At 64.9% G+C, this 14,013-nt stretch carries 7 protein-coding genes and 2 rRNA genes; 5 read left to right on the top strand and 4 right to left on the bottom strand.

Annotated features, from left to right (window positions below):
* Window positions 1–38: 38 nt before the first annotated feature.
* A complete protein-coding gene (locus MYK68_RS07235; protein ID WP_247867192.1) occupies window positions 39–923 on the top strand; it encodes a siderophore-interacting protein in 885 nt (294 codons plus the stop codon).
* A 31-nt stretch (window positions 924–954) separates the two neighbouring features.
* Here the strand turns inward: MYK68_RS07235 and MYK68_RS07230 are convergent, their stop codons facing one another.
* Complete coding sequence (locus tag MYK68_RS07230; RefSeq protein ID WP_247867191.1) at window positions 955–2,532, bottom strand: (2,3-dihydroxybenzoyl)adenylate synthase; 1,578 nt, start codon at window positions 2,530–2,532, stop codon at window positions 955–957.
* A gap of 23 nt (window positions 2,533–2,555) precedes the next feature.
* Here MYK68_RS07230 and MYK68_RS07225 point away from each other — a divergent pair, with 23 nt between their 5' ends.
* From MYK68_RS07225 to MYK68_RS07215, 3 genes are all read left to right on the top strand, one after another.
* Window positions 2,556–3,188, top strand: a complete 633-nt coding sequence (locus MYK68_RS07225; protein ID WP_247867190.1) for an isochorismatase family protein — start codon at window positions 2,556–2,558, stop codon at window positions 3,186–3,188.
* The gene (locus MYK68_RS07220; RefSeq protein WP_247867189.1) at window positions 3,185–3,904 is read left to right on the top strand and encodes an SDR family oxidoreductase; all 720 of its coding nucleotides are present in this window, start codon (window positions 3,185–3,187) and stop codon (window positions 3,902–3,904) included. Before MYK68_RS07225 ends, MYK68_RS07220 begins: the two co-directional genes overlap by 4 nt.
* A gap of 145 nt (window positions 3,905–4,049) precedes the next feature.
* Window positions 4,050–5,783, top strand: coding sequence for a hypothetical protein (locus tag MYK68_RS07215; protein WP_247867188.1), 1,734 nt, complete (start codon window positions 4,050–4,052; stop codon window positions 5,781–5,783).
* A gap of 1,278 nt (window positions 5,784–7,061) precedes the next feature.
* Here the strand turns inward: MYK68_RS07215 and MYK68_RS07210 are convergent.
* A complete protein-coding gene (locus MYK68_RS07210) occupies window positions 7,062–8,402 on the bottom strand; it encodes an IS256 family transposase (protein ID WP_247867961.1) in 1,341 nt (446 codons plus the stop codon).
* Between the two features lie 156 nt (window positions 8,403–8,558).
* Between MYK68_RS07210 and MYK68_RS07205 the strand changes: the two genes are divergently transcribed.
* Window positions 8,559–9,749 (top strand): IS110 family RNA-guided transposase, encoded by a 1,191-nt coding sequence (locus MYK68_RS07205; protein ID WP_502798306.1) that lies wholly within the window; start codon window positions 8,559–8,561, stop codon window positions 9,747–9,749.
* 517 nt (window positions 9,750–10,266) lie between these two features.
* Here the strand turns inward: MYK68_RS07205 and rrf are convergent.
* A 5S ribosomal RNA gene (gene rrf / locus MYK68_RS07200) occupies window positions 10,267–10,383 on the bottom strand.
* Between the two features lie 94 nt (window positions 10,384–10,477).
* Window positions 10,478–13,624 (bottom strand): 23S ribosomal RNA (locus MYK68_RS07195).
* Window positions 13,625–14,013 lie beyond the last annotated feature (389 nt).

The following is a 14,013-nucleotide window of genomic DNA, read 5'->3' as shown; positions in this document are numbered from 1 at the left end:
CCCCGGCGAGCATCCTCCGCCGATCACAGAAAGACGCCATGCCTGCCCTCCTGTTCACCGCCGAGTCCGTCGAGGACATCACCCCGCACATGCGCCGGATCGTCTTCCGCGGCGAGCCGGTGGCCCGGTACATCGCCACCGGCCAGTTCCCGAACATCAAGATCCTGCTGCCGCGGCCGGACGGGTCGTACGGGGTGCCCGAGCTCGACGACCCGTCGTGCGGCGCCGACACCGCGATCCGGACGATCCCCGAACTGCACGAACGCGTCCGCACCTACACCGTGCGGCGGTACGACGCGCAGGAGCAGACCCTCGCCATCGACTTCGTGCTGCACGGCGACGAGGGCCTCGCCTCCGCGTGGGCGCACCGCGCGCAGCCCGGCACCACCCTGGGCATCGCCGGTGGCGGTGGGCGCCCGATCAGCCCCGCCGACGACTACGTGATCGCCGGCGACGAGACCGCGCTCCCGGCGATCGGCAACATCCTGGAGAATCTGCCCGCGCACGCGCGCGGCACCGCGTACATCGAGGTCGGCGACGAGTCCGCACGGCAGGAGCTGACCGCCCCGGCCGGATTCGAGATCCGGTGGCTCTGCCGGGAGGGCGCCCCGGCGGGCACCGCCACCCTGCTCTCGGCGGCCGTCGCCGATCACCCGGTCACCGACGGCACCTTCGCCTGGGCCGCCGCCGAGTCGGCGGAGGTCCTGGCCATCCGCAAGGACCTGCGCGGCCGCGGCGTCGAGCGCCGGAAGATGCTGGTGATCGGCTACTGGCGGCGGGGCCTCGACGAGAACGGGTACGCCCGCAAGGCCAACCACGACCGCGACGACCGGGAGTACGACGACCACGACCACCACGGCGTCGGCGAGACCGTCCGCGGCGGCGCCGCGCGCCTGGCCTCCCGGCTCAGCCGGAAGCGCTGAGCACGCCGGCTGAGCCGTCCCGAGCGCCGGCTCAGCCGGAGAGCGCCTCGCGCAGGGCGCGCCGGCTGACCTTGCCGACCCCGGTCTCCGGGAACGTCTCGAGGATCTTCACGGTGTCCGGCAGCTTCCACTCCGCCAGCCCGGCGCCGCGCAGACTGGACCGCAACTCGGCTAGCTTCGGCGGCGCCTCGGGGTCCGCCGGGATCACGTAGGCGCAGGTGCGTTCGCCGAGGTACTGGTCGGCGACGGCCACCACGATGGCATCGCGGACGGCCGGATGCGCCAGCAGGTGCTCCTCCACCTGCTCCGCCGAGACCTTCTCGCCGCCCCGGTTGATCCGGTCGGTGCCGCGCCCGCGGACGATCAGATTGCCGGCCGGCGAGAATTCGACCACGTCTCCGGTGCGGTACCAGCCGTCCGGGGCGAACGACGACGGGCTGACCCCGTCCCAGTACGAGCGGATCGTGTACGGCCCCTGGGTCTCCAGGAAGCCGGGACCGTCGGTGACGAGCGCGCCGTCCTCGTCGACCAGCCGCAGCTGATCCCAGGTCGACATCGGCCGGCCCTGGGTGGTGACGACCTCGTCTTCGTCGTCGCCGAACCGCGTGTAGCAGACCAGCCCCTCGGCCATGCCGAACACCTGTTGCAGCTCCACGCCGAGGGCCGGGCCGATGCGCCGGGCCAGCTCGTCGGGGCAGCGCGCCCCGCCGACCTGCACCGTGCGCAGACTCGACAGGTCGTGCGCGGCGCCGTTCTCCGCGGTCTCGGTCCAGAGCCGGGCCAGCGGCGGAACCAGGCCCACCATCGTCGCGCGCCGCGCCTCGAGCAGCGGCCAGGCCGCCGACGGCGCGGGCGAATCGGCGAGCACCACCGTGCCGCCGGCGTGCAGCGCGCCGAGGATGCCCGGCGAGCTCATCGGGAAGTTGTGACCGCACGGCAGCACCACCAGGTAGACGGTGGCGTCGTCGACGCCGCAGACCTCGTTGCTGCGGCGCACACTGTAGAGATAGTCGGCGTGGGTTCGCGGGATCAGCTTCGGGGTGCCGGTGCTGCCACCGGACAGTTGGAGGAAACCGAGGTCCTCCGGATCGGCCCGGCCGTGGTCGATCGGCGGCGCCCACAGGTCCTCCAGACCGTCGCAGTCGATCAGCTGAGTCACACTGTCGACCTGTGCGGCGACCGTCTCGGCCAGTGCCCGGTAGTCGAATCCGAGCCGGGCCGCGGGCGAGATGATCGCCGCCGCGCCGGCCGCCCGCGCGATGCCGACGAGCTCGCTCTCCCGGTGCGCGGGGAGGCCGAAGATCGGCAGCGCCCGCGCCCGCCAGAGCGCGAACAGCGCCTCGATGAAGGCCACGCAGTTCGGGATCTGCAACAGCACCCGGGTGTCCGGGCCGATTCCGCGGGCGGCGAATCCGGCGGCCAAGGCGCCCACTCGCTCGTCCAGTTCGGCGTAGGTGAGCGCGCGCTCGGCGTCGGCCACGGCGATCCGGCCGGCGAACGCCGGGTCCGTCGACCGGGCGGTGAGCAGGTCGTCGAAGACCTGGTCGGTCCACACGCCGTCGGCCAGGTACTGAGCACGGAGTTCGGGGGGCCACGGTGTCACTCGCATGAAGGTCAGGCTAGCCTAATACAGTGCCTATCCCCGCCATCGCCCCCTATCCGATTCCGAGCGGCCCGTTCCCCCAGCGCGTGGACTGGGGCCTCGAACCCGGGCGCAGCGCTCTCCTCGTCCACGACATGCAGCGCTACTTCATCACCGCCTACCGGCCCGACGCCGAACCGATCGCGACCGCACTGCCGAACATGGTCGCCATCCGGGAGGCCTGCCATCGCGCGGGCGTGCCGGTGATCTACACGGCGCAGCCGGGCGATCAGCACCCGTCCCGCCGCGGCATCCTCGCCGATTTCTGGGGCGACGGTCTGGCCGGCGGCCCGGACGAGGGCATCGTCCCCGAACTCGCGCCCACCGGCGACGACATCCAGGTCACCAAGTGGCGCTACTCGGCGTTCCAGCGCACCGACCTGCGGCAGCTGCTCGCGCACCATGGACGTGACCAGCTGATCGTCGTCGGCGTGTACGCGCACATGGGCTGCATGATCACCGCGACCGAGGCCTTCATGAGCGACGTCGAACCGTTCTTCGTGGTCGACGCGATGGCCGACTTCAGCCGCGACGAACACGAGATGGCCGCCGAGTACATCGGCAAGCGAGCCGGGCGCGTGCTGTCCACCGCGGACGTCATCGCGGCCCTGGACCGGCCGTGACCGGCACCGTCGTTCCGGGCGTCACCGGCGAGACGGTCGCCGTGACCGGCGCCGCCGGCGGTATCGGCTCGGCGGTGTGCGCGGCGTTGCGCACGGCCGGCGCGACCGTCGTCGCCTGGGATCTGGCCGGCGACGGTATCGAACCGCTCGACGTCACCGACACCGCCGCCGTCGCCGCGGCGTGGGCGGACGCCGAGCGCCGCCACGGCCCCATCACCGGACTGATCTGCGCCGCCGGCGTGATGAGCGACGACTGGGACCGTTGCCTGGCGGTGAACGCCGGCGGAGTGCGCAATCTGCTCGACGCCGCGTTGCCGGCCATGATCGAGCGACGCCGGGGGTCGGTCGTCGTGATCTCCAGCAATGCCGCGGCCACCCCGCGCGCGGCGATGCCGTCGTACGCCGCCTCCAAGGCCGCGGCGACCGCCTATACACGCAGCCGCGGCATCGATGCGGCTGCCGCCGGGGTTCGCGTCAACATCGTCTCACCCGGCTCCACCGATACCCCGATGCTCACCCAGCTGCTCGACGACGACACCGCCCGCCAGGCCGTGCTCGACGGCGATCCAGCCCGCTTCCGCCTGGGGATCCCGCTCGGCCGGATCGCCGCACCGGCGGACATCGCCGAAACGGTCCTGTTCCTGGCGTCCGATGCCGCGCGGCACATCACCCTTCACGACCTGCGCGTGGACGGCGGAGCCACCCTCGACCAGTGAGCTCCCGGCACCGGTGTGACCCTCGCCACCCCGACAAATCGAACACCATTACTTAGGCTAAGCTAAGTCCATTCTTGGGTGGGTCGGGGCCACGCGGACGAGAACGCGCGCGGACATCCACTCAGCACCGACAAGGAGTGGATCGATGACGCCGAAATCTGCCCAGCGGTGGGCCGTCCGCCTCGCCGCCGTGGGCATGCTGAGCACGCTCGCGCTCAACGACGCGGTCCCCGATGCCCGGGCGGCGGAACTGTTCGTACCGCAGCGCACCGTGACCGCCCCGGCCGCCACACCGGCGGCGACGCTGAAGAAGAAGCGCACCAAGCCGGCGGAGACCTACCAGGAGCGCCAGCAGCGGATCGGCGGGTCCCAGCGGTCGATGCTGGCGCCGCTCGCCGAGAACAAGGGCAAGCAGACCACCTGTGTGAGCGCGGAGTTCACCACCCTCGACGTGGTCTTCGACTCCGTCGTCGAGTCGTTGCTGCCGAGCCTCCCGCCGCAGTTGCGGGAGGCCGCGACCGCCAACCAGGCCGGGATCAAGAAGTGGATGCGCGAGGTCACCGTCTCGACCCTCGCCGTCTCGAACAACCCGCTGACCCGCGGCGCCGACCTCGACGATCCACAATACCGCACCGCCCTCTCCCAGCTGGTCGTCGACGATCTGCTGAAGATCCGCGACGGCAAGCAGAACGACGCCATCCCGGTCGCCAACATCACGCTGAGCCAGGCCGTCGAATCGGTGTGGCTGTACGTGTTCGTCGGGATCCTGGCGCCCGCCAAATTCGGCCTGTCGTTCGTGCCGAGCCTGGGCAGTCCGTTCAGCGAGCCGCCGCTCGCCGCCACGCCGCTGTCGTTCCTCGGTGGCTTCGTCACCTACAACACGCTGCTCAGCCTCGGCCTGACCATGAGCCAGCTCGGCATGCAGTACCTGTACCAGGGGACGTCGAGCGCGATCCTCAACCAGTGCGTCGCGCAGGTGACCGAGGAGCAGAAGGAGCGCGCGGGCAAGCCGAGCGAGAAGGTCAAGTACGACATTCCGATCCACCCGCTGATCCAGGGCGCCGCCGATCAGCTCGCGCTCGCCGACAGCGACACCTGCCAGCCGATCGGTGACCTCACTCTCGCCCGGATCGTCACCCGCACCGGCGACTACGCCAAGTCGACGGCGCCGAACGCCGCCACCAAGCGCCGGATCGACGCCGAGGTGGCGAAGATCCTGCGCACCATGAAGACCACCCGTGTGCCGCACAATCTGATTCCGGCCGATCCCGCCGACTTCAGCAACGTCGAATCGATCGCGTCGTTCGCCGGCAACATGGTTCCGTACATCGGCGGCGCCCCGCTCGACATCCTCATCGGCCTCGGCCACAACATCGGCCAGGGCGACGACATGGGCGAGATGGTCAGCCTGCACGATCTGACGGTGACCAAGTCGCTCACCGCGGCCTACTACACGTACTACTTCTCGCTGTATCTCTTCACCACCGTCGGCGGGCTCGCCCTCGATCCGATCTACCAGGCCACCGGCATCGATCCGCTTCCGCTCAGCCCGGTGCGGGTCATCGGCGCCGTTCTCGGTCTGCCGCTCACCTACGGCCTGGTGACCTTCCACCACGTGGTCCGCAGCATGTGCTTGATCGAGGACGACACCACCGGTACCGGCCGCGGCGCCGAGGCCAACAAGCTCGACCCGGCCGCCCACGACAAGGCCGTCGCCGCCAAGAAGAAGGCCGACGCCGCGAAGGCCACGAAGTCGAAGGCGGCGAAGTCGAAGGCGCGCCAGCCGAAGCGGTCCCACTCCACGCCGCGACAGACCCCGTCCAAGCGGACGCCCCCGTCCCGCACGACGCCTCCCACCGGCTCCGCCACACCTTCGTAGCGCCGGCCGGGCCGCGACGGTCCGAGGAAGTTGACGACGGGTCGACCGGAGGTCGATGATGGTCGACCTCCCCTGACCGGCGAACGCGGCCCCGGTGGTCGATCGGCTCCGCCGGCGGTCGAGCGGAGTCCATGATGGGCGCCCTTCGACCGAGGGTCGTCGCTTCGGTCGGACACCCATGCGCGGGACCGGCGGAGTCGAGACCACGCCCACACCCGGAACGGCACAGGCCAGATCAGAGTCACCCGACTCCGGGCTTTCGCCCCTTCGCCCGGTACCTCGTTCTCGCCCCCACTGCCGAGGGGGCGAGAACGAGGTATGGGTGCCGGGCACCCCTGCCACGGGGCGACGCTTGCCACCGCTCCCAGTGAGCCCCGATGACGGTCGAACGCGGAACTCCCCATCCCGGAACGGCTGAGTGCACGAATAGTACGGTCGAGCGGGCTCGGGTCCCCGTCCCGGCCGTGCGGAACCGCTATGCCGGTCAAGCGCACGCACGATGGTCGAGCGCAGTCCCAGACGGTCGCCCTTCGACCGCGGTGTCGTCGCTTCGGTCGGCCACCCATGCTCGGGACCCGCGAAGTCGGACCATCCGCCGAATGGCACAGGCCTACCAGCAGTAGGCCTGCACCAAGATTCCTGCTCCCTTCATCCAGTCACTCGTCTTCGCCCCATCGCCGAGGGTCCGAGAACGGGGGTGGGTGCCGGGCACCCTGTCACAGGGCGACACCTCCGTGCGCGATCGAGCGGAGGCTCGTGGCCGGTCGAGCGCGGCTCTGTAGCGGTCAAGTGCACCATATGGCGGGCGAGCGCAGCCCATGATGGTCAAGCGGAGTCGAGACCATCCCCGGTGTCGGTAGGTGGTATCGGTCGGATAGGCGTGGCCTGGCGCCGAGATTCTTGCGCCTTTCGCCGGGTTCCTCGTTCTGGCCCTCATTGTTGAGGGGGCGAGAACGAGTTATGGGTGCCGGGCATCCCTGGCATGGGGGCGATGACGTTCTGCCGGTCGAATCGAGTTGTGACCCCGCGACGGTCGGTCGGGGTCGCCCGTGCTCGTCAACTGGCACCCCGTTACCTTCTAGGTAGCTCTTCACCGAGGAGCTGCGGTCGCCAGGTCCGGTATGACTGAGCGCCCCTGTCTCACGCATGATCGGGGGGGTGATGTCGCCGGACGTGGTGGACGTCGATGAATCGCTGATAGGGACAGGACCACTCTTCGAGCAAGGTCTCTTCGTAGAGCCTGTCAAGTTTTCTGTGTATGTCGTTCGGGTGTTCGGGTTAGAGGTGATGGTTGATTCGTTCGGGGTAGATCAGGGAGAGTTGTTCCAATGCTCGTTTCCAGTTCGTGGTGACTTGGCCTTCGACGAGTCGGCCAGGGGCTCGGCGTTGATCGGCGGGTAGTCCTTTCTCCTTCTCGCGTTCACGGGCGCGTTTGTCCTCGATGTTGCCGATCGCCATCCACAGCAGCTTCACGGCGGCTGCGTCGTTCGGGAAGTGCCCGCGGTTCTTGATGACCTTGCGCAACTGGTAGTTCAACGATTCGATGCTGTTGGTCGTGTAGATCACCCGGCGCAGCTCCGGCGGGAACGCCAGGAACGGGGTGAACCGTTCCCAGGCGTCGCGGAAACTGCGCACCGTCGACTGGTAGCGGCGCCCGAGTTCGGAGGCGTCGAACTCCTCCAGGGCCTGGAGAGCAGCGTCGGCGCTGGAGGCCTGGTAGACCGGTTTGAGGGCGGCGGCGACGGCTTTGCGGTCACCGTAGGACACGAACCGCATCGACGCCCGGATCAGGTGGACCACGCACGTCTGCACGGTAGCCTGCGGCCAGGTCGCCTCGACCGCGTCGGCGAACCCGGTCAGCCCGTCACAGCACACGATCAGCACGTCCTGCACGCCGCGATTACGGAGTTCAGCGCACACCGACGCCCAGAATTTGGCGCCCTCGGTCTGCGCGATCCAGATCCCCAGGACGTGCTTGATACCGTCCACGTCGACACCGACGGCCAGGTGCGCGGACTTGTTGATCACGTGCCCGCCGTCACGGACCTTGACCACGATCGCGTCGAGGTACATCACCGGGTACAGCGGTTCGAGGTCACGTTGCTGCCACTTGATCACCTCGTCGGCGACCTCTTCGGTGATTTTCGAGATCGTCTCGTGCGACAGGTCCGTGCCGATCGTGGAGGCCAGATGGTGCTGGATATCGCGGATCGTCATCCCGCCGGCGTAGAGCGAGACGATCATCGCGTCCAGACCGTCCAGACGGCGCTGGCCCTTGCGGACCAGCATCGGGATGAACGAGCCGTCGCGGTCACGCGGGATACGTAACTCCACGTCCCCGACCTCGGTGGCGACAGTCTTGGTGCCGTAACCGTTACGGGAGTTGGGAAACGACGACGCCTCCGGGTCGCCGGCCTCGTACCCGAGGTGATCGCTCAACTCGGCGTTCAAACCACGCTCCAGGGCCGCCTTCATCAGCGACCCGAGCAGACCGCCCTCGCCGGTCAACGGCTCGCCGCCATCGATCTTGGCAAGGACATCATCGAGCGCACCCGAGGCGATGAGCGCATCGGTGGCCTCGTTCTGGCGGCGACGCCGCTCTTCTCGTGACTGATCCACAGTCACATCATCGATGGTCACAGTGAGAGTTCCTTTCAGGACTCACCCTCCCGACTTACACAGACCATCTGACACGCCCTCTTCGTAACGTGGGTGCCGAACATTGACGTCAGATCGGCGACCGCCCGATTCAACACCGAATCGAGGTCGATCGACATGACCGAGTACGCCGTCTATTGCGGCATTGACGTGGGAAGATCCGGGCACTACGCCATCGGGCTCGACCCGCAAGGCGCACGCATCTACGACAAGGTCCTCCCCAACGACGAAGCCCGACTCAGAGCCGTCTTCGCGGCATTGGCCAAACGCGGTGAACTGCTCGTGATCGTCGATCAGCCCAACACCATCGGGGCCCTGCCGGTCACCGTCGCCCGGGCCTGCGGGCACACCGTCGCCTACCTTCCCGGCCTGACGATGCGCCGCGCCGCCGACCTCTACCCCGGCCAAGCCAAAACCGATGCCCGCGACGCCTTCGTCATCGCTGACGTCGCACGCACGATGCCGCACACCTTGCGCCGGGTCGACCTGGGTGATGACACGTTGGCCGAGCTCGACGTGATCGTCGGCTACGACGACGACCTGGCCGCTGAAGCGACCCGCACCAGCAACCGCATCCGCGGCCTGCTCACCGGCCTTCACCCGGCCCTCGAACGCGTGCTGGGCGAGAACATCACCCACCCCGCAGTCCTGGAAATCCTCTCCCGATTCGGTGGACCAGTCGGGATTCGCACCGCCGGCCGACGCCGCGTGAGCACCGTGGCAAAGAAGCACGCACCCCGGATCGGAACCCGTCTGACCGACGAGATCTTCGCCGCCCTCGACGAACAAACGGTCGTCGTCCCCGGAACCACCGCCGCCGAAGCAGTGCTGCCCAAACTCGCCGAATCATTGAAAGTGACTCTGCGGCAACGCCATTCACTCGAAACCACGATCGAGGAGATGTTCGCCGCGCACCCTCTTGCCGCGGTCCTGACCTCGATGCCAGGCATCGGCGTCAGGACCGGCGCCCGCATCCTCCTCGAAGTCGGCGACGCCAGCGCCTTCCCCTCCGCCGGGCACCTCGCCGCCTACGCAGCGATCGCCCCCATCTCCCGAATCTCGGGTACCTCCATCAAGGGCGAGCACCCCGCACGCGCCGGGAACCGCAAGCTGAAACGAGCCCTGTTCCTCTCCGCGTTCGCCGCCCTGCACGACCCGACCAGCCGCACCTACTACGACCGCAAACGCGCCGAAGGCAAGAAACACAACGCCGCACTCATCTGCCTCGCCCGCCGCCGCTGCGACGTCCTCTACGCCATGATCAAGAACCGCGAACCCTACCGAGCACCCGTACCCGCCGCGGCTTGACAAGTGTCATAGGGACCCCCCCTATTGGGCGCGCTTCGGGTGTGAACCCTCGCCTTCCCTGACACCGCCAGGAGTTCGCTCGCGACAACTCCCGCGCTGGGTGCCTCCGGTCCGTGCCGTTCCTGGACACAGGGTGTTCTCGACTTCGCTCGGCGACCATCGCGGGTTCACCTGCTCAGCATGAGTGCCTCTCTTCGCCCGATGGTTCGGGGTGTCCGCTATCACTGGAGGGTAAGACCGAGATTGAGCCCCGGCTTCGCTGGCCGTCATGCGGGTTCGCTCGACTGTCATAGGAGCGCCGGCTGACGACATGGCCTCGATTTCGCTCGACCATCGTGCGGGTTCGGCTGCCGGCGGTGTGGTCTGGACTTCGTGGTTCCTGGGCGTGTGTGGCGGAGCGAAGGCGACGACACCGCGGCCGGAGGGCGTCTGTCGTCGGTGGCTGGTGTGGTTGTTGGCCCGGGGATGCGGGAAGGCCCCGAACCATGACTGGTTCGGGGCCTTCCCTTGAGGTTGTGTTCGGCGGTGTCCTACTCTCCCACACTGACTAAAGTGCAGTACCATCGGCGCTGGAGGGCTTAGCTTCCGGGTTCGGAATGGAGCCGGGCGTTTCCCCTCCGCTATAGCCGCCGTAACAATATGAAACTGTCACACAACATTACTGCCGTGTGTTGTTTCAGAAGTACATAGTGGATGCGGTCACATCAAACATTTGGTGTTTGGGTGTTGTTGGTAAGTCCTCGGCCGATTAGTACCAGTCACCTGAACACATTACTGTGCTTACAGTTCTGGCCTATCAACCCCATCATCTGTAGGGGGCCTTACCCCACCACAAGGGTGGGTGAGAAACCTCATCTTGGAACAGGCTTCCCGCTTAGATGCTTTCAGCGGTTATCCCTTCCGAACGTAGCTAACCAGCAGTGCTCCTGGCGGAACAACTGGCACACCAGAGGTTCGTCCGTCCCGGTCCTCTCGTACTAGGGACAGGTTTCCTCAAGTTTCTAGACGCGCGCGGCGGATAGAGACCGAACTGTCTCACGACGTTCTAAACCCAGCTCGCGTGCCGCTTTAATGGGCGAACAGCCCAACCCTTGGGACCTACTCCAGCCCCAGGATGCGACGAGCCGACATCGAGGTGCCAAACCATCCCGTCGATATGGACTCTTGGGGAAGATCAGCCTGTTATCCCCGGGGTACCTTTTATCCGTTGAGCGACACCGCTTCCACATGCCGGTGCCGGATCACTAGTCCCGACTTTCGTCCCTGCTCGACATGTACGTCTCACAGTCAAGCTCCCTTGTGCACTTACACTCAACACCTGATTGCCATCCAGGCTGAGGGAACCTTTGGGCGCCTCCGTTACACTTTAGGAGGCAACCGCCCCAGTTAAACTACCCACCAGGCACTGTCCCTGAACCCGATCAGGGTCCGAAGTTAGAAGCCCAATACGATCAGAGTGGTATTTCAACAACGACTCCACCACCACTAGCGTGACGGCTTCACAGTCTCCCACCTATCCTACACAAACCGTACCGAACACCAATACCAAGCTATAGTGAAGGTCCCGGGGTCTTTTCGTCCTGCCGCGCGTAACGAGCATCTTTACTCGTACTGCAATTTCGCCGAGTCTGTGGTTGAGACAGCAGAGAAGTCGTTACGCCATTCGTGCAGGTCGGAACTTACCCGACAAGGAATTTCGCTACCTTAGGATGGTTATAGTTACCACCGCCGTTTACTGGGGCTTAAATTCTCAGCTTCACCAACAAAGTTGATTAACCGGTCCTCTTAACCTTCCAGCACCGGGCAGGCGTCAGTCCGTATACCTCGTCTTACGACTTCGCACGGACCTGTGTTTTTAGTAAACAGTCGCTTCTCTCTGGTCTCTGCGACCACCCCCAGCTCACAATGCAAGATTGGTCACCGGGCGTGGTCCCCCTTCTCCCGAAGTTACGGGGGCAATTTGCCGAGTTCCTTAACCACAGTTCTCTCGATCGCCTTAGTATTCTCTACCTGACCACCTGTGTCGGTTTGGGGTACGGGCCGTGTACCAACTCACTAGAGGCTTTTCTCGGCAGCATAGGATCACAGAATTCACCACACATTGGCTACGCATCACCTCTCAGGCTACCCGGAACACGGATTTACCAATGCTCCACCCTACCGGCTTACACCAAGACAACCATCGCTTGGCCCTGCTACCTTCCTGCGTCACCCCATCGCTTAACTACTACACACAAGGTCCCACGCAGCCACACCCAAAACCCTCCGAAGAGGATAGAGAGTGTCTTTGGGTGGTTAGTACATGTGGCTCGTCATTGGGCGCGGATACACGGGTACGGGAATATCAACCCGTTGTCCATCGACTACGCCTGTCGGCCTCGCCTTAGGTCCCGACTCACCCTGGGCGGATTAACCTGGCCCAGGAACCCTTGGTCATCCGGCGGACAAGTTTCTCACTTGTCTTTCGCTACTCATGCCTGCATTCTCACTCCCACACCCTCCACAGCCCCTCACAGGACAGCTTCAACGAGTGCAGGACGCTCCCCTACCCAACCACACCACTACACCCACACCCGCAGGCATGGATGGATGTCATGTGTGATTGCCGCGGCTTCGGCGGTGTACTTGAGCCCCGCTACATTGTCGGCGCAGGACCACTTGACCAGTGAGCTATTACGCACTCTTTCAAGGGTGGCTGCTTCTAAGCCAACCTCCTGGTTGTCTCAGCAATCCCACATCCTTTTCCACTTAGTACACGCTTAGGGGCCTTAGCCGGCGATCTGGGCTGTTTCCCTCTCGACTACGAAGCTTATCCCCCGCAGTCTCACTGCCACGCTCTCACTTACCGGCATTCGGAGTTTGGTTGACGTCAGTAACCTAGTAGGGCCCATCAGCCATCCAGTAGCTCTACCTCCAGCAAGAAACACGCAACGCTGCACCTAAATGCATTTCGGGGAGAACCAGCTATCACGGAGTTTGATTGGCCTTTCACCCCTACCCACAACTCATCCCCTCCATTTTCAACTGAAGTGGGTTCGGTCCTCCACCACATCTTACTGTGGCTTCAACCTGGCCATGGGTAGATCACTCCGCTTCGGGTCTAGACCCAGCGACTCAAATCGCCCTATTCAGACTCGCTTTCGCTACGGCTACCCCACACACGGGTTAACCTCGCCACTGAGCACTAACTCGCAGGCTCATTCTTCAAAAGGCACGCCATCACCCACCACAGACTAAACTGTGCACAAGCTCTGACGGATTGTAAGCGTCCGGTTTCAGGTACTATTTCACTCCCCTCCCGGGGTACTTTTCACCTTTCCCTCACGGTACTAGTCCGCTATCGGTCACCAGGAAGTATTCAGGCTTACCGGGTGGTCCCGGCAGATTCACAGCAGATTCCACGAGCCCGCTGCTACTCGGGAAACACACAAACCAGAGGAACCATTTTCAGTTACCGGACTCTCACCGTCTACGGCAGACCATTCCAGGCCACTTCACCTAACAGAACCTTTTATCACTGGCCGTCCAGCCGGCAGACCAAACAAGCATGCTCCCACAACACCACACGCACAACCCCTGCCGAGTATCACATACGCGCGGTTTAGCCTCCTCCGCTTTCGCTCGCCACTACTCACGGAATCACAATTGTTTTCTCTTCCTGTGGGTACTGAGATGTTTCACTTCCCCACGTTCCCCCCGCACCGGCTATACATTCACCGGGCGGTAACACCACACAACTGGTGCTGGGTTTCCCCATTCGGACACCCTCGGATCACAGCTCGTTTGACAACTCCCCGAGGACTATCGCGGCCTACCACGTCCTTCATCGGCTCCTGGTACCAAGGCATCCACCGAACGCCCTAAAACACTTACAACAACACCCACAAACCCACCCCACCACAGCGGGGCACGAATGTGGCTGTCCCACAAATCACATGAGTATATCTATTTACACAGAGACACAACAAAATATTAATTGCAGTACAAACACCAAAAACAAGAAGTCCTGTCTTCACAGTCCTTGATTATTGATGCTCGCATCCACTATGCACTTCTCAAACAACACACACCCACACACCCCTGCACCCCCAACAACGGAAGGCGGAAAATCTGTGAGCAGATCAAGAAAACCCTGCCACACCCGCACACCTCACGGTGCCGGCTGCAGGCCTGTTTTCTCAGAACCCCGATAGTGTGCAATGACTACCCCTGCGGTCACCCGCAGGGAATCCACCTACCCCGAAAACGTCACAGTGACATTCTC

Source organism: Gordonia sp. PP30 (assembly GCF_023100845.1).
Taxonomy (GTDB): domain Bacteria; phylum Actinomycetota; class Actinomycetes; order Mycobacteriales; family Mycobacteriaceae; genus Gordonia.
The sequence above is the reverse complement of the archived record's forward strand: the minus strand, read 5'-3'. Positions and strand labels throughout refer to the sequence as shown.

Bases quoted from the DNA above. Each gene is read 5' to 3' on its own strand.
- MYK68_RS07230 (WP_247867191.1), bottom strand. From the start codon at position 2,532: ATGCGAGTGACACCGTGGCCCCCCGAACTCCGTGCTCAGTACCTGGCC.
- MYK68_RS07205 (WP_502798306.1), top strand. From the start codon at position 8,559: ATGACCGAGTACGCCGTCTATTGCGGCATTGACGTGGGAAGATCCGGG.
- MYK68_RS07215 (WP_247867188.1), top strand. From the start codon at position 4,050: ATGACGCCGAAATCTGCCCAGCGGTGGGCCGTCCGCCTCGCCGCCGTG.
- MYK68_RS07235 (WP_247867192.1), top strand. From the start codon at position 39: ATGCCTGCCCTCCTGTTCACCGCCGAGTCCGTCGAGGACATCACCCCG.